This window comes from Streptomyces sp. BE303, from assembly GCF_036290945.1.
In the GTDB taxonomy this organism is placed as follows: Bacteria; Actinomycetota; Actinomycetes; order Streptomycetales; family Streptomycetaceae; genus Kitasatospora.
Window position 1 is genome coordinate 38607 of record NZ_JAQYWZ010000767.1, and the last position, 19904, is coordinate 58510.

Annotated in this window: 19 protein-coding genes; 9 read left to right on the forward strand and 10 right to left on the reverse strand. The window is 73.8% G+C overall.

Translation table 11 applies throughout. The features are described from left to right. Positions 1-37: 37 nt before the first annotated feature. Positions 38-793, reverse strand: coding sequence for an alpha/beta fold hydrolase (locus PUR56_RS23115; protein ID WP_329885485.1), 756 nt, complete (start codon positions 791-793; stop codon positions 38-40). Positions 794-881: 88 nt separating this feature from the next. After that, positions 882-1454: a GNAT family N-acetyltransferase gene (locus tag PUR56_RS23120; RefSeq protein ID WP_329950316.1), complete on the reverse strand. Its 573-nt coding sequence runs from the start codon at positions 1452-1454 to the stop codon at positions 882-884. A 131-nt stretch (positions 1455-1585) separates the two neighbouring features. Here PUR56_RS23120 and PUR56_RS23125 point away from each other — a divergent pair, with 131 nt between their 5' ends. Beyond that, entirely contained in the window at positions 1586-1960 is a 375-nt protein-coding gene (locus PUR56_RS23125; RefSeq protein ID WP_329950317.1) for a VOC family protein, read from the forward strand. A gap of 108 nt (positions 1961-2068) precedes the next feature. Here PUR56_RS23125 and PUR56_RS23130 read toward each other — a convergent pair whose 3' ends face one another. From PUR56_RS23130 to PUR56_RS23150, 5 genes are all read right to left on the reverse strand, one after another. After that, positions 2069-3055: an ABC transporter permease gene (locus tag PUR56_RS23130; protein WP_329950318.1), complete on the reverse strand. Its 987-nt coding sequence runs from the start codon at positions 3053-3055 to the stop codon at positions 2069-2071. Then, complete coding sequence (locus PUR56_RS23135; RefSeq protein WP_329950319.1) at positions 3052-3939, reverse strand: ABC transporter ATP-binding protein; 888 nt, start codon at positions 3937-3939, stop codon at positions 3052-3054. The genes PUR56_RS23130 and PUR56_RS23135 overlap by 4 nt, the downstream gene beginning before the upstream one ends. Positions 3940-3995: 56 nt before the next feature. Further along, positions 3996-4421 carry a GntR family transcriptional regulator gene (locus PUR56_RS23140; RefSeq protein WP_329950320.1) on the reverse strand — a complete coding sequence of 142 codons (426 nt, stop codon included), beginning with the start codon at positions 4419-4421 and terminating at the stop codon, positions 3996-3998. A gap of 182 nt (positions 4422-4603) precedes the next feature. Then, positions 4604-5320 (reverse strand): MOSC domain-containing protein, encoded by a 717-nt coding sequence (locus PUR56_RS23145; protein ID WP_329950321.1) that lies wholly within the window; start codon positions 5318-5320, stop codon positions 4604-4606. Between the two features lie 123 nt (positions 5321-5443). After that, complete coding sequence (locus PUR56_RS23150; RefSeq protein WP_329885478.1) at positions 5444-6187, reverse strand: cyclase family protein; 744 nt, start codon at positions 6185-6187, stop codon at positions 5444-5446. A 65-nt stretch (positions 6188-6252) separates the two neighbouring features. Here PUR56_RS23150 and PUR56_RS23155 point away from each other — a divergent pair, with 65 nt between their 5' ends. The 6 genes from PUR56_RS23155 to PUR56_RS23180 all read left to right on the forward strand — a co-directional run bounded on the left by PUR56_RS23155 (position 6253) and on the right by PUR56_RS23180 (position 12217). Beyond that, positions 6253-6918 carry a UbiX family flavin prenyltransferase gene (locus PUR56_RS23155; protein WP_329950322.1) on the forward strand — a complete coding sequence of 222 codons (666 nt, stop codon included), beginning with the start codon at positions 6253-6255 and terminating at the stop codon, positions 6916-6918. Positions 6919-7069: 151 nt separating this feature from the next. Further along, entirely contained in the window at positions 7070-7531 is a 462-nt protein-coding gene (locus PUR56_RS23160; RefSeq protein ID WP_327678059.1) for an Lrp/AsnC family transcriptional regulator, read from the forward strand. 5 nt (positions 7532-7536) lie between these two features. Continuing rightward, positions 7537-8499: a threonine ammonia-lyase gene (locus PUR56_RS23165; protein ID WP_329950323.1), complete on the forward strand. Its 963-nt coding sequence runs from the start codon at positions 7537-7539 to the stop codon at positions 8497-8499. A 62-nt stretch (positions 8500-8561) separates the two neighbouring features. After that, a complete protein-coding gene (gene mqnE, locus PUR56_RS23170; protein ID WP_329885475.1) occupies positions 8562-9725 on the forward strand; it encodes an aminofutalosine synthase MqnE in 1164 nt (387 codons plus the stop codon). Between the two features lie 166 nt (positions 9726-9891). Beyond that, the gene (locus PUR56_RS23175; protein WP_329950324.1) at positions 9892-11109 is read left to right on the forward strand and encodes a L,D-transpeptidase family protein; all 1218 of its coding nucleotides are present in this window, start codon (positions 9892-9894) and stop codon (positions 11107-11109) included. A gap of 163 nt (positions 11110-11272) precedes the next feature. Then, positions 11273-12217, forward strand: a complete 945-nt coding sequence (locus PUR56_RS23180) for a beta-ketoacyl-ACP synthase III (protein WP_329950325.1) — start codon at positions 11273-11275, stop codon at positions 12215-12217. Positions 12218-12597: 380 nt separating this feature from the next. On the opposite strand, the gene PUR56_RS23185 is transcribed toward PUR56_RS23180, so the two are convergent. Further along, positions 12598-13245, reverse strand: coding sequence for a TetR family transcriptional regulator (locus PUR56_RS23185; RefSeq protein ID WP_266311629.1), 648 nt, complete (start codon positions 13243-13245; stop codon positions 12598-12600). Between the two features lie 457 nt (positions 13246-13702). Here PUR56_RS23185 and PUR56_RS23190 point away from each other — a divergent pair, with 457 nt between their 5' ends. Continuing rightward, positions 13703-16066, forward strand: a complete 2364-nt coding sequence (locus PUR56_RS23190; protein WP_329885473.1) for an outer membrane protein assembly factor BamB family protein — start codon at positions 13703-13705, stop codon at positions 16064-16066. A gap of 100 nt (positions 16067-16166) precedes the next feature. Here the strand turns inward: PUR56_RS23190 and galE are convergent, their stop codons facing one another. Then, positions 16167-17156, reverse strand: a complete 990-nt coding sequence (gene galE, locus PUR56_RS23195) for a UDP-glucose 4-epimerase GalE (protein WP_329950326.1) — start codon at positions 17154-17156, stop codon at positions 16167-16169. 240 nt (positions 17157-17396) lie between these two features. Between galE and PUR56_RS23200 the strand changes: the two genes are divergently transcribed. Then, positions 17397-18455 carry a S1C family serine protease gene (locus PUR56_RS23200; protein WP_329950420.1) on the forward strand — a complete coding sequence of 353 codons (1059 nt, stop codon included), beginning with the start codon at positions 17397-17399 and terminating at the stop codon, positions 18453-18455. A gap of 159 nt (positions 18456-18614) precedes the next feature. Here PUR56_RS23200 and PUR56_RS23205 read toward each other — a convergent pair whose 3' ends face one another. Next, entirely contained in the window at positions 18615-19838 is a 1224-nt protein-coding gene (locus PUR56_RS23205; protein WP_380518148.1) for a sensor histidine kinase, read from the reverse strand. Positions 19839-19904 lie beyond the last annotated feature (66 nt).

Sequence of the window (19904 nt, forward strand, 5' to 3'; positions counted from 1 at the left end):
CAGGCGGGCAGGCGGGCCTCCGGGCGGGGCCGAGGCGTCACCCCCGGAGGAAGGACTCCAGGGAGGCCGCCAGCGCGACCGGTGTCTCGTGCATCGGGTAGTGGCCGCTGTTGGGGAGCTCCTCCAGCTCGGCGTTGGGGTAGTGGGTCAGGAAGGTGCCGCGCATCACCTCGGCGGTCAGCGCGAGGTCGTGCGCTCCCACGATCACCTTGACCGGCACGGGATTCCCGTCGATCCGTTCCACCAGGTCGGCGGTGGCCCAGTCGCGCACGTAGCCGCCGAACGCCTCGCGGGTGGACAGTGACAGCGAGCGGTTCACCATCAGGTCGAGCCAGACCCGGCCGGCCCGCCGCCCGGTCACCAGATCGATGATGGCGAACCGCTTCTCGCGGTCCTCCGCCGCCCCGTAGAACAGCTTCTCGGCCGCCGCGTCCATCGGGTACACGCTCGCGGGGACGGGCGCCAGGCCCACCAACTTCCTCACCCGCCCGGGTGCCTGGGCCAGCACCTGTTGCACGGCCTTGCCGCCCATGGAGTGCCCGACGAGCGAGAAGCTCTCCCAGCCGAGCTGGTCGGCCAGCGCGAGCGCGTCGTCCGCGATCTCGGCGAGCGTGTACGCACCCGCCACGTTCCGGCGCTCGCCGTAGCCCCGGTAGTCGAGGAAGGCGTAGGTGAAGGCGGAGCCGTCCAGGTAGTCCAGGAACGGGCCCCAGCCGGCGCTGGTGCCGAACCAGTCGTGCAGCACCAGGACCTTGTGGGCGCCGGTGCCGATCAGGCGGTGAGGGATCGTCATATCCGTTGTTCTGCCCGCGAATCCGGGCCGCCGAACTACCGGCCGGTAGGCGGATCCGCCGCCGCCGGGCGGCCCGCCGGGCACCGGATCAGAGCGTGCGCCGGTACGCCGTGCCGGGCCGGCCGTCGACGACCTCCTCGCCCACCGCCGTGAAGCCGGTGCGGGCGAGTACGGCCCGCGAGGGCGCGTTGTCGAGGGTGGTCACGGCGGTGAGCGCGGTGAGCCCGTACGCCGTGGCGGCGAGCCGGCACGCCTCCTCGACCGCCGCCCGGGCCACGCCCCGGCCGCTCGCGCTCTCGGCGACCCGGTAGCCGAGTCCGGCGCTGCCGCCGGCCGCGTCCACCAGGTTCACCCGGCCGAGCAGCGTGCCCCCGGTGTCCAGGACGACGTGGAAGTGGCAGGCGCCGGTGGCCTGTTCGGCGAGCAGCGCGGCGTGGCGGCCGGCGAACCCGTCCGGGGTGAAGTAGCCGTCCCCGCGGTCGGGCACCGAACGCGCGAAGTACGCCCGGTTCTCGCGTTCGAAGGCGAGGAGGGCGTCCGCGTGTGCGGCGGCGAGCCGTTCCAGCCGCACGGCCGGGCCGGGGGAGCGGGGCGCACCGGGGGTGCCCGGCGTTCCGAGCCGGGGTGCCTCCGGATGGACCGAACCGTCTTCTGTGGTCATCCGATCATGCTCCGGCCCGGGGCGGGAGCTGTCCAGCAGACGCGGAGGACGGCGGACGGGCGGCGCGGGCCGGTCCGGGACGCTGACGGCCGGAGAATGGCGGACAGTCCGCACCCTCGAAGGAGATTCCCGTGATCGGCCGGCTGCAGTGTCTCGTCCTCGACTGTCCCGACCCGGCCGTGCTGGCCCGCTTCTACGCGGGGCTGCTCGGCGGCGAGGTGGACCGGCCGGATCCGCGCTGGTCGCTGGACGAGGCGTGGTCCACCCTGCACACCCCCGGCGGACCGGTGCTCTGCTTCCAGGGGGTCGCCGACCACCGTCCGCCGCGCTGGCCGGACCCCGCCCACCCCCAGCAGGCCCACCTGGACATCGACGTCGACGACCCGGCCGCCGCCGAAGCCGCCGTCCTCGCCCTCGGCGGCACCCTCCTCCGGGACGCCGGGGGGTGGCGCGTCTACGCCGATCCCGCCGGCCACCCGCTGTGCCTCCTGCCCGTCCGCCGCTGACCCCGTCCGCGGCCGGACCGGGCCGCCGCCGGCCCTGCGCACCCCCGGACCGGACCGGCCGGGCGCTCCCCGGCCGGTGTGCCGGAGAGCGCCCCTCGGCGGTTCCGTTCAGGCGATGCGGCGGATGCGGCGGACGGCCAGGACGAGGAGCAGGGCGGTGAGGGCGAGGAAGAGGCCCGTCTCGATGCCCTGGAAGGTCCAGAAGCGGTCGGCCGGCTGGTACTCCTGCCAGTTGGTGTAGGGCGCGGGCCCGAAGCCCTGCTGGGCGAAGTGGGCCACGCACCCGGCGGAGTCGCCGGAGCCGTCGGTGTCGCAGCCGACCCGGGCGTCCGGGAGGACGAGTTCCCCGACGCCGTTGCGGACGCCCTCCTGGTAGACCCAGGAACCGGTGAAGCGGTTGCCCGTGAGCGGGCTGTCGATCGCGTAGCTGAGCGTCTTCGTCGGCAGGAAGTGCGGGCGGGCGAGGGTCTCGACCAGCACCCGGACGGCGACGAAGGCGGCGAGCGAGATGCCCATCGCGGGCAGCACCTTGCGGCTCAGGGTGCCGACCAGGATGCCGAGCGCCACCGCGAACAGCGTGTAGCCGATCGGCGCCGCGCCCTGGACGTCGAAGAAGAGGTAGCCGAGCCGGCCCGCACCGTTGGCGGCCAGCGGGGCCAGCCACCAGGCGACGCCCAGCGAGTAGACCACCGACAGGACGAGGGCGACGGCGCCGACCAGGCCGAACTTGGTGAGGATCCAGCGGCGGCTGATGCCCTGGGTCCAGACCAGCCGGTGGGTGCCGTTCTCCACCTCCCGGGCGACCAGCGGGGAGCCGAAGAAGAGGCCCACCAGGACCGGCAGCAGGACGAAGAGGATGGCGAGGAAGAGCATCGCGCCGTACTGGTTCTCGAAGCGCTGGCTGAGCGACTCGCAGCCGCCGCCGGAGACGAGTTGGGTGCCGCCCAGCTTGCGCAGGCACGCCCCGAGTCCGGAGTCCTCGAAGGTGGACCGCATGCCGAGGCCGGTGGGGATCAGGGCGGCGGCCAGGACGGCGAGGGCGATCGCCGTCCAGAGCGCCTGCTTGCGGTGTTGACGCCAGGTCAGCCAGATCATGCGGCCACCTCCGGGAGGGCGGCGGTGCCGGTGCTGCGGGTGTCCGCGGCGCCCAGGTAGGCGAGGACGAGGTCCTCCAGGGTGACGTCGTGCACGGCCCACCGGTCGGTGTCGACCGGGCCGTCGGTGCGGACCAGCAGGGTGGACTGCCGTTCGGTGTGGCTGGCCCGGATCACCGCAGCCACTCCGGGCACCGCGGCGCCGTCGGCGACCCGCGGGCCGACCAGCCGGCAGTGGGTGGCGAGCAGGTCGTCCACCGCGCCGGAGAGCTGGACGTGGGCGGTCTGCAGGACGATCAGGTGGTCGCAGACCCGTTCGAGGTCGGCGAGCAGGTGGGAGGAGAGCAGCACGGTGGTGCCGTACTCGCCGACCGCACCCATCAGGGCCTGCATGAACTCGTGCCGGGCCAGCGGGTCGAGGGCGGCCACCGGCTCGTCCAGGAGCAGCAGCCGGGGCTTCTTGGCCAGCGCCAGGGCGAGCGCGACCTGGGCGCGCTGGCCGCCGGACAGCTTGCCGACCGGCTTGTCGGCCGCAATGCCGAGCCGGGTGAGCCGCTCACGGGCGATCGCCGAGTCCCAGCGGCGGTTGAGCCGGCTGCCCATGGTGATCAGCTCGGTGGCGGTGAAGTCCGGGTAGAGCGGGGTGTCCTGGGCGACGAACCCCAGGTCGGCCAGGGCGTCGATGTTGTCCCGCGGGTCCCGGCCGAAGACGCGGACCTGTCCGGCGTCGGGCTGCAGCAGGCCGACGGCGAGGTGGAGCAGGGTGGACTTGCCGGCTCCGTTGGGGCCGACCAGGGCGGCGATCCGCCCGGCGGGGAGCTGTAGCGAGCAGCCCCGGAGTGCCCAGGTCTGGCCGTAGCGCTTGCCCAACCCGTCTGTCTGCAAAGCGACTTCCGTCATGTGTTCCCCCAAGGATGCGGTCTGGCGGGATGTCGTACGGGCTAGCCGGTGTGCCGGCTGCCGTGCCGGCCGTCGCCCGGTGGCGTCCGGTCGAACGTGGCCCGCGTGGTGGTGTCGATCAGTGCGGTGATGTCCTCGCGGGTGAGTCCGGCCTCCTGCGCCTTGCGCAGCCAGGTCACCAGCTCGTCGCGCAGTTCCGCCTGGTTGGCCAGCGAAGGTCCGGCCAGGGTGCGGACCAGGAACGTCCCCACCCCGGGCCGGCCCTCGGCGAGCCCCTCCAACTCCAGCTCCCGGTAGGCCTTGAGCACGGTGTTGGGGTTGATCGCCAGGGACTGCGCCACATCGCGCACCTTGGGCAGCCGGTCCCCCGGCTGCGCCAGTCCGACGCGCAGCGCCTGCTTCACCTGAAGCACCAGCTGCATGTACGTGGCCACCCGCGAGCGGCCGTCGAGCACGAACTCGATCACCAGTTGTTCTCCTGTCCTACGACAGTAAGACAGGATAGACGTGCGTCAGTCAAGTGGTGGGAGGGAAAGCTGAATTGCCGCCGGTCAGCGGGGTCTGACGAGGAGTCCGCCGGTTCGCTCGGCGCGCCCGGGTCCGCGGGGTCCGGCCGCCCGTACGGCCGGCGGCCGGAGCTGCGGGGCGGTCAGTGCAGGGACAGCGCGTCGCCCACGGCGAGCCGGCCGGGGGCGGCGACCCCGGCGAGCGCGTCCAGCCGGGCCTCGTGGGCCTGGGCGATGGCCTTGAGGATCTCGGGGGCGTGCGGCAGCCCGGGCTGGGCGGCGGTGGTCATCGCGCAGCGCTCGCTGGACCGGACGAAGGAGAGCCGCGCGCCGGAGCGGGAGCCGGTCCGGCCCTCGCGGCCGAACCACGTGTCCTCGACGAACGGCGGGGTGCCGGGCGGGGTGCGCACCAGGACGTTGGGCCGGAAGCGGCGGACGTCCACGACGGCGGACGGCGCGGCCTCGGCCACCCAGTCGAGGGTGGCGGTGGTGAGCACGCTGACCGGGAGCTGGTCGAAGTGCGAGACGGCGTCCTCGCGGGCGAGTTCGACGTCGTCGCGCTGGAGGTAGGCGCGCAGGAAGGCGGTCGGGTCGGCGACCGGACCGCCCAGCGGGTCGAACAGCTCGGGGCCGTCCAGGCGGTGGCCGAGCCGGGAGGAGAGCCGGAGCAGGCCGTCCATCCGCCGGAACCGGCGGGTGTTCTTGCCGGAGCCGAGCTTGCCGTTGGCGTCGCGCACGGCGTAGAGGCGGTCGCCCGCGAGCCCGCGGTCGTCCACCTCGACGGAGTCGAGCCGCTCGCCGCCGGTGGACTTCACGGGGTAGCGCCAGAGCTGCTCGATCACTCCGATGATCTCTGCCATGGCCGGACAGCGTACCGGCGTACGCCGGGGATGGTCTAGACCAAGTGCCCTTCGGGCCAAGCGGTTCGGCAGATCGGGTCGGTCGCTCCCGGCAGGTCCGGGGTGAGCCGGGGCGGTCCGCGGTCACCCCAGCCGGGCCACCGCCCGGACCGGCGCCCCGTCGGCTGCCACCAGCCGGATCGGGAAGAGCGAGATCTCGACCGGGAGCCCGGCCCGCTGCGCCTCCAACAGTGCCCGCAGATCGGTCAGGTTCTCGGCGATGACCCCGCCGCCGGGCGCGCCGAGCAGGATCCGGTGCGCGGCCAGGGTGGGCTCGTCGGCGGCCGGCTGGTCGTGCTCGTCGGTGAGGTCGGCGAGCAGCGCGGCCACCGCCGGGTCGCCGGGCCCCGGGTCGGGCGTGGGGTCGACGCTGAGCGCGTCCACGCCGACCGTCCGCACCCCGGCGGCGACGATCGCCTCGGCCGCGCCGGCGGACAGGCTGGGGTGGGCGAGATAGGTGTCGGTGCCCCAGTGCCGGGCCCACCCGGTGGCCAGCAGCAGGACGGTGCCCTCGCCGGCGTGCTCCAGCGCGGGCGCGAGCTGCTCGGCGGTCACCTCCGAGCGCGGCTCCAGGCCGCGCAGGTCGGCGACGACCGCGGGGCCGGTGAACCGCTCCAGCGGCAGGCCGTCCAGGGTGGGCCAGGTGACGTCCACGTGGTACGGCGCGTCCACATGGGTGCCGGACTGCGAGCCGAGGTGCAGGGCCAGCACGTTCACCCCGGCGGTCGCGGTGGTGAGCGCGGGTTCCAGGACGACGGCCGGGTCGCCGGGGTAGACCGGCATCGCGGTGGTCACCTGATGGGTGAGGTCGACGAGGGTCGCTGCCATGGCACCCATCCTCCCAGGAGGGCGCTGGGGCCGGGTGGGCCGCGTGAGGATAGAAAGTAAGCACTATGGAAAAGCCGAACCAGCCAGTCCGTCAGCCCTGGGTCGTGGGAGTGTCCGGCGCGTCCGGCACGCCCTACGCCGCTTCCGTGATCCGCGCGCTGCTCGCCGCCGGCGAGGCCGTGGACCTCGTGGTGAGCCGCGCCGCGCGGCTCACCATCCTCGACGAGACCGGCATCTCCTTCCGCGACGCGCACTGGCGCACCGACCTCGCCGCCTGGCTGGCCCTCCCGGAGGACGGCCTGGACGACGTCCGGTACTGGCCCGCCGGGGACTTCGCGGCCGGCCCGTCCAGCGGCTCGTACCCGGCCAAGGGCATGCTGGTCGTCCCCGCGACCACCGGTGCGGTGGCCGGCATCGCGCTCGGCCTGAGCAAGGACCTGCTCCAGCGGGTCGCCAGCGTCACCCTCAAGGAGCGCCGCCCCCTGGTGGTCTGCGTCCGCGAGGCACCACTCAACGGGGTGACGCTGAAGCACCTGGTGGAGCTGGACGCGCAGGGCGCCGTCGTGCTCCCCGCCTCGCCCGGCTTCTACGCCGGCGGCTCCACCGTCCGTGAGCTGGTCGACTTCGTGGCCGGGCGGGTGCTGGACGCCGTCGGCGTGCCGCACGCGCTGTACCGGCGCTGGGAGGGCGAGTTGGGCGCGGCCGCCCGGGAGGGCGACCGGCCGGCCTGACGACATGGGTCCGTCGGCCCGAGGGGGAGTGGGGAGCCGGCAGTCGGGAGAGTATGTTCTCTGCGATATCCGGGTTGGTCCGAGCATGGCACCTTTGAATCCGGATAATGATCTGTGGGTCTGGTGAGGTTCGGAAGGACGCGGACGGTATATGGACACGGTGGACAGACAGCTCATCCAGGCGCTCCGGGAGAACGGCCGTGCGTCCTACGCCGAGCTGGGCCGACTGGTCGGCCTCTCCGGCCCGAGCGTCACGGACCGCATCAACCGGCTGGAACAGGCCGGCGTGATCACCGGCTACCGCGCGACGGTCAACCCGGCCTCGCTCGGTTTCGGTGTCACGGCCCTGATCGGACTCCAACTCACCGACGCGGCCGACCACGAGGACGTCGCGTTCCGGCTGAAGGACCTCGGCGAGGTCGAGGACTGCTGGTTCATCGCCGGTGACGACTCGTACATGCTCAAGGTCCGGGTGCCGGACGTCGAGGGCCTGGAGTCGGCGGTGAAGCGGATCTCCGGGACGAAGGGTGTGGCCCGTACCCGTACGACCGTCGTACTCTCCACCAAATGGGAGAGCCGGGTGAGCGAGCTGCCGCTCGCCGAAGGGGAGTGACGGCGATGGCACTGGTCGGTCTGGAGGAGCTGCACGCGGCCCGGGAGCGGATCGCGGGGGTCGCGGTGCGCACCCCGCTGGTCCCCGCCCCCTGGGCGAACGACGGCGAGCGGCGGCTCTGGCTCAAGCCGGAGAACCTCCAGCCGACCGGGGCCTTCAAGACCCGCGGCGCGTACAACCGGCTCGCCGCGCTGAGCGGGGCCGAGCGCGCCCGCGGGGTGGTCGCCCAGTCCAGCGGCAACCACGCGCAGGCGGTGGCGTACGCGGCGGAGCTGCTCGGCATCAAGGCCGTGATCGTGATGCCGGACACCTCGCCGGCGGTCAAGGTCGAGGGCACCAGGTCGTTCGGCGCCGAGGTGCTGCTGGTGTCGCCGGAGGAGCGGGACTCGGTGCCCGGCGAGCTGGCCGAGCGGCACGGCTACGTCTGGGTGCCGCCGTACGACGACCCGTTCATCATCGCGGGCCAGGGCACCGTGGGCCTGGAGATCGCCGAGGACGCCCCGGCGGAGCTGGACACCGTCCTCGTCCCCGTCAGCGGCGGCGGGCTGATCTCCGGCACGGCGGCCGCGCTCAAGCTGACCCGTCCGGGCGTGCGGGTGATCGGTGTCGAGCCCGAGCTGGCCGCCGACGCCCGGGAGAGCCTGCGGACCGGCGAGCGGGTGGCCTGGCCGGTCGCCGACACGTACCGGACCATCGCCGACGGGCTGCGCACCCCCTCGGTGGGCGAGCTGCCCTTCCAGCACCTCACCGCCTACGTGGACGACATCGTCACCGTCACCGAGGACGAGATCCGCGCGACGGTGGCGCTGCTGGCCCGGCGCGGCCGGCTGGTCGCCGAGCCGTCCGGCGCGGTCGCCCCGGCGGCGTACTTCCACCGGGCGGCCGAGACCGGCGGACGGCACACGGCCGCCGTGGTGAGCGGCGGGAACATCGAACCGGCGTTGCTCGCGGAGCTGCTCGCGGACTGAGCGCCACAGGGGCGTACGCTCGTTCCGGCAAGGAATCGAAGTCGGAGGAGGCGGGGCACCGCATGGACGCAGGGCTCAAGCGCGAGCTGGAGGCGAAGGTCTACGCGGGTGAGCGGCTGACCCGCGAGGACGGGATCGCGCTCTACGAGAGCGACGACCTGGCCTGGCTGGGCGGCCTGGCCCACCACGTGCGGACGCGGAAGAACGGCGACGTCGTCCACTTCAACGTCAACCGCCACCTCAACATGACCAACGTGTGCAGCGCGTCCTGCGCCTACTGCTCGTTCCAGCGCAAGCCGGGCGAGAAGGACGCGTACACGATGCGCATCGAGGAGGCCGTCCGCCTCGCCAAGGCGATGGAGGTGGACTCCCTCACCGAACTGCACATCGTCAACGGTCTCCACCCGACCCTCCCGTGGCGCTACTACCCGCGTTCGCTGCGGGAGCTGAAGGCGGCGCTGCCGAACGTCTCGCTGAAGGCCTTCACCGCCACCGAGATCCACTGGTTCGAGCGGATCAGCGGCCTGCCCGCCGACGAGATCCTGGACGAGCTGATCGACGCCGGCCTGGAGTCGCTCACCGGCGGCGGCGCGGAGATCTTCGACTGGGAGGTCCGCCAGCACATCGTCGACCACGACACCCACTGGGAGGACTGGTCGCGGATCCACCGCCTCGCCCACAGCAAGGGCCTCAAGACGCCGGCCACCATGCTGTACGGCCACATCGAGGAGCCCCGCCACCGGGTCGACCACGTGCTGCGGCTGCGCGAGCTGCAGGACGAGACCGGCGGCTTCCAGGTCTTCATCCCGCTGCGCTACCAGCACGACTTCCACGACTCCAAGGACGGCGTCGTGCGCAACAAGCTGATGGCCCGTACCGAGATGGCCACCGGCGCCGAGGCACTGAAGACCTTCGCGGTCTCCCGGCTGCTCTTCGACAACGTCCCGCACGTCAAGGTCTTCTGGGTGATGCACGGCGTCACCACCGCCCAGCTGGCGCTCAGCCACGGTGCGGACGACATGGACGGCTCGGTGGTCGAGTACAAGATCACCCACGACGCGGACAACTTCGGCACCCCGAACAAGCTCGGCCGGGACGACCTGCTGGGCCTGATCCGCGACGCCGGTTTCCGGCCGGTGGAGCGCAACACCCGCTACGAGGTCATCCGCGAGTACGACGGTCCCGACCTCGGCCGTCGCGAGACCCCGCAGGCGATGCGCCTCTGACCCCGCGGCCCCTCCGGGGCCCTCCGCGACCGGCGGTTCCCGCCGTCGCCACCCGGTCGCGATCCCGTCGCCCGGGCCGCCCGCCGGCCCGGGCGACGGCTTCTTCACGGGCTCGACACAGACCCCGGGTTTCCCAACGGGGCCTCGGTTTGGCAGGATCGGCCGCATGTCCGGTTCCGATCGCTCCACCGCGTACCCGTCGTACGAGCCGGTGTACGAGGTGCCGCAGCAGCCGTACGGCGGTCACCAGCAGCCGTTCCCGCAGCCGTTCCCGCAGCAGTACGAGGCGCCGCACGCGGGCCCGTACGGGTACCAGGACGTTCCGGGCGGCGTGCCGTCCGGGTACCGCAGCCTCGCCGAGCACGACGTCTACGACCAGCCGTTCCAGGCGTCTCCGGCGGAGCCGGAGGACCTGGCGGCCGGACCGGAGCCGTCGGCCCGGCCCCGGTCGGTGCCCGCTCCCGCCGCGGCCCCCGCCGGGTCCCGGGCGGCCGCCCGGGGTCACCGCCGCAAGCCCAAGAAGAAGCGCACCGGCCGGGCCGTCACCGCCGGCACCGCCCTGCTGCTCGCCGCCGCCGCGGGCTGGTACACGGTCGGCCAGGACGCCGCGAGGACGGGCGTGACCAGCGCCGACGGCCCCGGCCCGGACGCCGTCGCCGCCCCGGACCGCTCCACCGCCCAGACGGTGACCGACCAGGCCTCCCCGACCGCCGCCCCCGCCGCCCCGGCCGCCGACGCACGGCACACCGAGGAGCCCGCCGCCGACCGCAGCGAGGCCCGCCCGGACGGCTCGGTGGCCGCCATACCGGGCCTCGGCCCCGGCTTCGCCGCCCGGATACCCGTCGAGACCACCCAGGTCGTCTTCGCCTCCGGCGAGGGCAAGGACACCAACAAGGCCGTGGTCACGCTCTGGACCCGCACCGCCGAGGGCCGCTGGCTGGCCGGCGAGACCTGGCAGGGCCACAACGCGTTCAAGGGCTGGACCACCGATCACAACGAGGGCGACCTGCGCAGCCCCATCGGCGTCTTCTCGCTCACCGACGCCGGCGGCCGCAAGGCCGACCCGGGCAGCAAGCTCCCGTACGACAAGGACGCCAACTTCGTGGTCTCCGGCCGGGGCTTCGCCGGCGAGCAGCTCGCCGGTTCCTTCGACTACGTGGTCGCGATCGACTACAACCGGGTGCCCGGCAACTCCCCGCTCGACCCGCGCCGCCCCAACGGCTCGACCAAGGGCGGCGGCATCTGGATCCACGTCGACCACGGGGGCCCGACGCACGGCTGCATCTCCGTCCCGGAGGAGAAGATGGCGCAGCTCATCCGGACCCTGGACCCGGCCGCCCGCCCGGTGATCGTGATGGGTGACGCCGCCTCGCTGGCCGTCTGAGCACGCCGTCCGGGGCCCGGCCGGCCCCGTCGGTGTCCCGCGGCGGCCCGGGCACGCCCCAGTCGCCGCAACGGTCCTTGTCGGTCTCCTACAGCATCCCGGCACGGATCCTGTAGCCGGTCACGCCCGACTGACCAGCGGGTAACCGGGTTGAGTGGGCAGTATGACCGGTTCGCGCATCGTGGCACTCGGCCACTACCAGCCCCCCAAGGTCCTCACCAACGACGACCTGGCGAAGCTGGTCGCCACCGACGACGAGTGGATCCGCAGTCGGGTGGGCATCCGGACGCGCCACATCGCCGAGGGCGAGACCGTGGTCGACCTGGCCACCGAGGCGGCGCAGAAGGCGCTGGCCAACAGCGGGCGGTCGGCGGCCGACGTCGACCTGGTCGTGGTCGCCACCTGCACCGCGGTGGAGCGCAGTCCCAACACGGCCGCCGCCGTCGCCGCCCGCCTCGGCGTGCGCGCGCCCGCCGCCTACGACATCAACACGGTCTGCTCGGGCTTCTCGTACGCGCTGGCCACCGCCGACCACGCGATCCGGGCCGGCGCGGCGCGGCTGGCGCTGGTGATCGGCGCGGAGCGGATGTCGGACACCATCGACTGGACCGACCGGTCCACCTGCGTGATCTTCGGCGACGGCGCCGGCGCGGCGCTGGTCGAGGCCCAGGAGGAGGGTGCCGCGCCGGGCATCGGCCCGGTGGTCTGGGGCTCGGAGCCTGAGCGGGGCGACGCCGTGGTGATCACCGGCTGGGATCCGGTGATCAGCCAGCAGGGCCAGTCGGTGTTCCGCTGGGCCACCACCCAGATCGCCCCGCTGGCCCGGGAGGCCTGCGCGAAGGCCGGTGTCGACCCGTCCGAGCTGAAGGGCTTCGTGCCGCACCAGGCGAACCTGAGGATCATCGACGCGATCGCGTCCCGGCTGGGCATCACCGACGCGGTGGTCGCCCGGGACGTGGTGGACTCGGGCAACACCTCGGCCGCGTCCATCCCGCTGGCCTTCTCCAAGCTGGTCGAGCGCGGCGAGCTGGCGCCGGGCGACCCGGTGCTGCTGTTCGGCTTCGGCGGCGGCCTCGCGTACGCGGGCCAGGTGGTCCGCTGCCCCTGAGCGGGCGGAGCGGCCCGGAGCGGGCACCGAGAGCCCCTGGACCGGCCCGAGGCCGTCCGGGGGCTCCGCCGTGTCCCCGGGGGCTCACCGAGGGCCTGCCGGGGCCGGTGGGGCCCTACTGGGCCTACCGGGGGCCCGGTGGGGCCGGCCGGGGCCCGCGGTGGCCCGCGGTGGCCCGGTGTGTGCCCGGGCCCCGGTCGGGCCCGGGAACACGTATGCCGGTGGGCGGGCGCCCCGTGCTGGGGTGCCCGCCCACCGGCATGTCGTGGCGCGCTGCGGACCGCCGGCGGACCTCCCCCGAGGACACGGCCGCCGTCCGTCGTACCCCGGACAGGAGGCCGGGGCCGCGCGAAGCGGAAGGGTGGTTGGAGTGGATCGGTCTACTTGGGCGCCTTCTTGCCGGTGACACCCAGGTACACCAGGGGAGCGAGGTTGGGCTTGAGGTCCTTGACCTTGACGCCCCAGGAGGTGAAGGCCTTCTGGTGCTCGGCCGCGGAGGCGAGCAGCGAGACCAGTGATCCGGCGACCGCTGCCGGATCCAGTGACTTGTCGGCCTGGCCCTTCGCCTGGAGTTCCTTGACGGCTTCCGTGAGCGGCTTGGCGACCGCGTTGAGGACGGTCATGCGGATCTTGAAGAACCGCTTGTCCCCTTCGGCGGCACCGAGCGTGACCACTCGGAGAATGGCGTCGTTCTTGCGCCAGAAGGCGAGGAATCCGTCGACCAGTTCTTCCGAAGTGGCCGTGCCGGACTTCCCTGCCCAGGACTTTCCGGCCACCAGCTCTTTGAGGGTGTCGGCGTCCTTGGCCATTTCCTCGGCGATTTCGAGGACAGCGCCCTCGACATCCGGGAAGTACTGGTAGAAGGTCGCGGGGGAGGTACCCGCCATACGGGCGACGTCGATGACCTTGACGTCCCGATAGGGCGACGTGCTGAGCATCTCGCGGAGGCAGTCGAGCAGCTTCTGCCGCGTCTCCTGTCCGCGTCGCCCGGCGACGCGACCGTCGACGGTGCGAACTTGTCCTGTCATGCCGTCAGCTTACCGTGGCACGATCTTGGCGCGATTCGGTGATGCGACTATTACTCCGCACGGGGGTTGGTATAGGCGCCTGAAGCACTTCGGACGGATATTCATCCCGCCCCCGGAGGCGTCTTTGGCGCCCCCCCGTGTGCTTTTGACGCCACAGGGTGACGACCCCTCCGCTGAGGGGTGGTCGAGTAACGGAGCGTGACGATTACGGTTCGGGTGTGACCTGCCCCGCTCGGGGGCTCCGGGCGTGTCGGCGGCAAGCCGCGGCCGGAGCGGACGTCAGAATCCGGCCGTTCCTGCGGCACTGACCGGGCAGTGGGCCGTCGGACCGGCACTGAACGCCGGTGGGCGGGGGAGGTTGGAGTTGCACCCGGCGGCATTGGACAATCAGGTCCGGCACCACGCGGCGGGTGTCCGGCACCACGCGGGCGGTGCGGAAACGGGGAGGTGGCAGCGGGTGGACCAGCTGACGGCGCACGATCCGAGGCGAATCGGGCCCTTCGAGGTACTGGGGCGGCTCGGCGCGGGCGGAATGGGCCTGGTCTACCTGGCGCGCTCCGCGTCCGGCCGGCGGGTGGCGATCAAGACCGTCCGGGGGGAGTTGGCGGAGGACGAGCTGTTCCGGGTCCGGTTCGCCCGGGAGATCGAGGCGGCCAAGACGGTCGGCGGGTTCTACACCGCCGCCGTGGTCGACGCGGACGCGGACGCCCGGGTGCCCTGGCTGGCCACCGCCTACGTGCCGGCCCCGTCCCTGGAGGACCTGGTCACCGACTGCGGGCCGCTGCCGGCCGGGGCGGTGCGCTGGCTGGTCGCCGGCATCGCCGAGGCGCTGCAGTCCATCCACGCGGCCGGGCTGGTCCACCGCGACCTCAAGCCCTCCAACGTGCTGGTGGTCGAGGACGGCCCCCGGGTGATCGACTTCGGCATCGCCGCCGGCGTCTCCAGCACCCGGCTGACCATGACCAACGTGGCGGTCGGCACCCCGGCGTACATGTCGCCGGAGCAGGCCCGGGACAGCAGGGGCGTCACCGGCGCCAGCGACGTCTTCTCGCTCGGGTCGCTCCTGGTCTTCTGCGCCACCGGCCACCCGCCCTACCGGGGCGCGAACCCGGTCGAGACGGTGTTCCAGCTGCTGCGCGAGCAGCCCGACCTCTCCGGCCTGCCGGCCGAGCTGGTCGACCTGGTCCGGGCCTGCATGCGGCCCGCTCCCGAGCACCGGCCGACCCCGGAGCAGATCCAGGCCGAACTGGCCCCGCACCTGTTCTCCCGGGACGACGCCTCCGGCGAGGCCGGGGACTGGCTGCCGCCCAACGCGCTGGCCATGATCGAACGCAAGCGCGGTCGCCGGCAGCCCCCGCCGGTCGTCGTGCCGGCCGCCCCCGTGCAGCCGCCCGTCGCCCCGCCGGTGCCGCAGCCGCACCACCAGGTCCCGCCGCAGGGTCACGGGCAGGACGACCCGCGCACCCGGCCGGGCGGGCGTCACGCCCCGCCGCAGGCCGGGCCGGTGCACACCACGCCGCTCGGCCAGGACCCGGAGCCGGCCACCGAGAAGCTGGCCGCGCCCCGCCGCCACCGCGCGCCGGTCGCCGAGGAGAGCGCCGTCGAGGTGCGGCTGTCCGGCGCCTCGGTGCGGATAGGGCCCGGGCCGCGCGCCGAGCAGGCCGGCTCGGGCGCGGCGCCGGCGGAGACCGACTGGGTCCGCCGGATCACCCCGCCCCCGGCCCGGGCGGCCCGCTGGCGGCCCTGGCGGTTCCGGATGTCCAACGACGTCTGGGGCACGCCGGTGGTCGCCGACGGCACCCTGTTCGTCTCCAGCTTCGAGGTGCACGCGCTGGACATCGCCTCCGGGCAGCGCCGCTACAAGACCCGGGACGTCGCCTGGGCGCTCGCGGTGGACGCCGGCCGGGTGCACGCCGCCGACGGCCCCCACCTGTACACGGTGGACGTCGCGGACGGCGCCGAGCGCTGGCGGCACTCGCTCGACGGCTGGGTGTACTCGCTGGACGCCGCCGACGGCGTGCTCTGTTGCGGGATCCGGGGCGGCGGCGTGCAGCTGCGCTCGGCGGCCGGCGGCGCCGAGCTGTGGCGCGCCGACGACGCCCAGCAGGACTACGAGAACCCGCAGTCCGGCCCGGCCCTGGTGGGGGGCGCGGCCTACTACTACGGCGGCGGGCGGCTGCGCTGCGTCGACCCGCGCGGCGCCGGCCTGCGCTGGTCGGTCCCGGTCGGCGAGGACGTGCCGTCCCGCCCGGCCGAGCGCGCCGGGGTGCTGTACGTGACGGCCGGTACCCGGGTCTACGCGCTGGACGCGGCGAGCGGCGCCGAGCGGTGGCGGTTCGAGGCCCCGGTGGTGCTGTTCACGCCGCCCGTGCTGGACGCCGACGCGGTCTACGTCGCCGACTACCTCGGCACGGTGTACGCGCTGGACGCGGCCACCGGGCGGGACCGCTGGCGCGCGGCCACCGGCAACCGGCAGGGCGCCGAGCCGGTGGTGGTCGGCGACGGCATGGTGCTGGTCGGCAGCGGCGAGGTGCTGTACGCCTTCGAGGCGGCCACCGGGCGGGAGCGCTGGCGGTACGCGGCCCGGGGCGAGATCGTCGGCTCCCCGGCCGTCGCCGACGGGCTGGTCCACCTCGGCAGCCGGGACCACTCGCTGCACACCCTGGACCTGGCCGGCGGCCGGCTGCGCTGGGAGCTGGGGACCAAGGGCGAGCTGACCGGCTCGCCGGTGGCGGTCGGCGGGAAGGTGTTCGTCGGCTCCAAGGACCGCTGCGTCTACGCGCTGGACGCGTTCTACGGGACGGCGGTGCCCTCGCACTGACCCGGTGAGCCCGGTGAGCCCGGTGAGCCCGGTGCGCCCGGGAGGGCCGGGAGGGCCGCGCCCGGGGGCCGGGTCTCGGCCTCGCGGCCCTGGGCCCGGCCTAGGGCCGGCGGCGGGCCTCCGGGTGGCGCGCGCACCAGCCCTCCCAGGCCGAGGCGACCATCTCCTCGACCCCGTGGCGCGCGGTCCAGCCCAGCTCGCGGTGGATCAGGTCGGCCGAGGCCACCACCCGGGCCGGGTCGCCGGCGCGGCGCGGGGCGTACTCCGGAGTGGTGTCGTAGCCGGTGACCCGGCCGATGACGTCCAGCACCTCCCGGACGCTGACGCCCTCGCCGCGGCCGATGTTGAGGACCAGGCGGGTCTCGCCCGCCGGGTCGGCGGAGAGCCGCCGGGCCGCCGCCACGTGGGCCGAGGCGATGTCGGACACGTGGATGAAGTCGCGCACGCAGGTGCCGTCGGGGGTCGGGTAGTCGGCGCCGAAGACCCGCGGGGCCAGGCCGGCGGTGAGCCGTTCGAAGACCATCGGGATCAGGTTGAGGACGCCCGCGTCGGAGAGCTCCGGCGAGGCGGCGCCGGCGACGTTGAAGTAGCGCAGCGAGACCGTGGACAGGCCGTGCGCCCGGCCGGCGGAGGAGACCAGCCACTCGCCGGCCAGCTTGGTCTCGCCGTACGGGTTCATCGGCGCGCAGGGGGCGGACTCGGTGACCAGGTCGACGTCCGGCATGCCGTAGACGGCGGCGGAGGAGGAGAGGAGGAAGCGCCGCACCCCGGCGTCGACGACCGCCTCCAGCACGGTCTGCAGGCCGGCCAGGTTCTCCCGGTAGTAGTGGAACGGCCGCTCGACCGACTCGCCGACCTGCTTCTTGGCGGCGAAGTGCAGCACCCCGCGCACGTCGTGGCCGTGCAGCGCCGCGTCCACGGCGGACCGGTCCAGCGTGGAGCCCTCGACGAGGACGACCCCCTCCGGCAGCCCGCTGCGGTTCCCGGTGCTGAGGTCGTCCAGCACCACGACCCGCTCGCCCGACGCCACGAGCTGCTGCACCACGTGGGTGCCGATGTATCCGGCACCACCGGTGAGCAACCAAGTCATGCCCGAGATCCTAGGCGTTCCCGCTCCCTCGGTACGCAGCGGGCGAGTCGGCACGGCCATTCGAACATTTCGGTGAAATGCTGACAAAGATCTCTGCGCCATGTCCGTGTACCGAGGGAGCCGGAGGCCGTCACCGTGAACCGCAAGAAGGAGCCCACCCGTCCGATCCCGGCCGGACCGCGTCCGACCGGACCGAAGGCGTTCGCCGGGAGGCCGCTCGCTCCGGGTGCGGTCGCCGCGCTGACCGCCCTGGCGCTGGCCGCTCCCGCGCTGGCCGGGTGCAGCAGCGGTTCCTCCTCGTCGTCCACCTCCCCGGCCTCCTCCTCCGCTCCCTCGTCGTCCCCGTCGGGCGCCCGGGCGGGCGGCGCCAACCAGCTCCAGGACGACTACCAGCGGGTGATCAAGGACGTCCTGCCCTCGGTGGTGCAGATCACCACCGCCACCGGCCTCGGCTCCGGGATCGTCTACGACGACAAGGGCGACATCGTCACCAACGCCCACGTGGTCGGTTCGGCCACCACCTTCGCCGTCACGCTGGTCAACAGCAGCAAGCCGCTGGACGCCACCCTGGTCGCCAGCTACCCGGAGTCCGACCTCGCGGTGATCAGGCTGAGCAGCCTGCCGGGAGGTCTCAGGCCGGCCGCCTTCGCGGACTCCACCAAGGTCGAGCTGGGTCAGATCACCCTCGCCATGGGCAGCCCGCTCGGACTCTCCAGCAGCGTCACCCAGGGCATCGTCTCGGCCACCGGCCGGACCGTCTCCGAACCGAGCGGCGGCGGCTCGCCCGGCGCCACCATCGGCAACATGGTGCAGACCTCGGCCGCGATCAACCCCGGCAACAGCGGGGGCGCACTGGTGGACCTGAACAGCCGGGTGATCGGCATCAACACCCTCGCCGCCACCGAGCCCGAGGCCAACGGGGCCGCCGCCCCCGGCATCGGCTTCGCCATCCCGGCGTCCACCGTGACCGGCATCGCCGACCAGCTGATCAAGGACGGCAAGGTCACCAACTCCGGCCGCGCCGCGCTCGGCATCACCGCCCGGACCTTCTTCGACCAGGGCTTCCAGCCGGCGGGCGCCGCCGTGGTGGCCGTCGCCCCCGGCGGCCCGGCCGCCTCTGCGGGCCTCCAGCCCGGGGACGTGATCACGAAGATCGGCGACACCGAGGTCACCTCGCTGAACTCGCTCACCACCGCGCTGGCCTCGCTCGCCCCGGGCAGCAAGGTCACCGTCACCTACACCCGGGACGGCCGGAGCGGGACGACCGAGGTCACCCTCGGCACCCTGGAGACGCCGTAGGGCGTCCCCCGAGCCCCCGGGCGGCGGCCGGCCCGTACACCGCGCAAGGGTTCGCGGGCCGCCGCCGTCCGGGCACCGGTCGTCCGGGCACCGGTGAAACCGGGCCCCGTCGCCGGGAGGCGACGGGGCCCGGTTGGGTTTCCGGCCGGAGGTTCCCGCTCAGCGCCGGGCGGTGCGGGTCCGCCAGGGGAGCTCGATCGTCACCGTGGTCGGGCCGCCGTGCGGGCTCTCCACCAGGAAGACGCCGTCCACCGCCTGGATGCGCTCGGCCAGGCCGCCCAGGCCGCTGCCCGGGTAGGGCGCGGCGCCGCCCTTGCCGTTGTCCTGGACCAGCACCATCAGCTGGTCGCCGGCCCGCCAGACGTCCACCGTCGCGGAGCGGGCACCGGAGTGCTTGGAGACGTTGGTCAGCAGCTCGCTGACGGTGAAGTACGCGATGCCCTCGACCGCCGAGTCCGGCCGCTCGGCCGCCCCGTCCCGGCCCTTCAGGTCGACGTGCACCTTGACCCCCTCCGGCACCGTGCAGCGGGCCGCCACCGAGGAGAGCGCCGCGTCCAGGCCGCGGTCGGTGAGCACCGCCGGGTGGATGCCGCGGGCCAGGTCGCGCAGCTCCTGCAGGGCGATCTTCACCTCGCCGTGCGCGTTGCCGACCATCTTCGCGGCGGCGGCCACGTCCTCCGGCGACTCGGTCTCCTGCAGCCGCTCTTTCGCCATGCCGAGGTCCATCGCCAGGGCCACCAGCCGGGCCTGGGCGCCGTCGTGCAGGTCGCGCTCGATCCGGCGCAGGTCGGCGGCGGCGGTGTCGACCACGGTGCCGCGGTCGTCCTCCAGCTCGCGCACCCGCTCGGAGAGCGCCCCCCGGTAGAGCAGGGTCTCCACCAGCATCCGGTCCACCTCCGACTGGTAGCGGACCACCCACGGCAGGACCGGCCAGCCGACCAGGACGCAGACCAGCGTCAGGGTGAAGCTGAGGATGCCCCAGGGCAGCATCAGCACGTAGTAGAGGGCCGAGCGCCAGGAGAGCGCGTCGGTCAGCTGGGCGATCGCGAAGCCGGTGATTCCCGGGCGGCGGCGCTGCACCGGCTCCGGCTCGTGCACCCCGGAGTTGTACAGGGACCGGGCCCGGCGGCGGGCGAACCCGCCCATGGCCCGGCAGCCGGCCAGCCCGGCGGCGAGCAGCGGCAGGCCGATCACGGTGACCGACAGCCCCAGGCCCACGGAGAGCGTCACGATCGTGAAGACGAACCCCGCGATGCCGATCGGCAGGTTCAACAGCAGCTGCCCGACCTGCCGCCACATCCGCGCGCCGTACAGCGGGGCGCGCTCCGCCGGCACGTCCCGCTCCTTCGTGCCGTCCGCGGCTCGGCGGTGCAATGGCTTCATCTCGGTCTACCGTCCCTCTCGGTCGAGCTGGTGATCCAAGCTTCGCCGGTCCGGGTCGCACGATGC

What these genes read in the sequence shown, in the direction of transcription:
- galE (WP_329950326.1), bottom strand. Translation starts at nt 17,156, where the DNA reads ATGACTTGGTTGCTCACCGGTGGTGCCGGATACATCGGCACCCACGTG.
- mqnE (WP_329885475.1), top strand. Translation starts at nt 8,562, where the DNA reads ATGGACGCAGGGCTCAAGCGCGAGCTGGAGGCGAAGGTCTACGCGGGT.
- PUR56_RS23120 (WP_329950316.1), bottom strand. Translation starts at nt 1,454, where the DNA reads ATGACCACAGAAGACGGTTCGGTCCATCCGGAGGCACCCCGGCTCGGA.
- PUR56_RS23115 (WP_329885485.1), bottom strand. Translation starts at nt 793, where the DNA reads ATGACGATCCCTCACCGCCTGATCGGCACCGGCGCCCACAAGGTCCTG.
- PUR56_RS23180 (WP_329950325.1), top strand. Translation starts at nt 11,273, where the DNA reads ATGACCGGTTCGCGCATCGTGGCACTCGGCCACTACCAGCCCCCCAAG.
- PUR56_RS23165 (WP_329950323.1), top strand. Translation starts at nt 7,537, where the DNA reads ATGGCACTGGTCGGTCTGGAGGAGCTGCACGCGGCCCGGGAGCGGATC.
- PUR56_RS23130 (WP_329950318.1), bottom strand. Translation starts at nt 3,055, where the DNA reads ATGATCTGGCTGACCTGGCGTCAACACCGCAAGCAGGCGCTCTGGACG.
- PUR56_RS23185 (WP_266311629.1), bottom strand. Translation starts at nt 13,245, where the DNA reads ATGACAGGACAAGTTCGCACCGTCGACGGTCGCGTCGCCGGGCGACGC.
- PUR56_RS23205 (WP_380518148.1), bottom strand. Translation starts at nt 19,838, where the DNA reads ATGAAGCCATTGCACCGCCGAGCCGCGGACGGCACGAAGGAGCGGGAC.
- PUR56_RS23160 (WP_327678059.1), top strand. Translation starts at nt 7,070, where the DNA reads ATGGACACGGTGGACAGACAGCTCATCCAGGCGCTCCGGGAGAACGGC.
- PUR56_RS23145 (WP_329950321.1), bottom strand. Translation starts at nt 5,320, where the DNA reads ATGGCAGAGATCATCGGAGTGATCGAGCAGCTCTGGCGCTACCCCGTG.
- PUR56_RS23155 (WP_329950322.1), top strand. Translation starts at nt 6,253, where the DNA reads ATGGAAAAGCCGAACCAGCCAGTCCGTCAGCCCTGGGTCGTGGGAGTG.
- PUR56_RS23150 (WP_329885478.1), bottom strand. Translation starts at nt 6,187, where the DNA reads ATGGCAGCGACCCTCGTCGACCTCACCCATCAGGTGACCACCGCGATG.
- PUR56_RS23175 (WP_329950324.1), top strand. Translation starts at nt 9,892, where the DNA reads ATGTCCGGTTCCGATCGCTCCACCGCGTACCCGTCGTACGAGCCGGTG.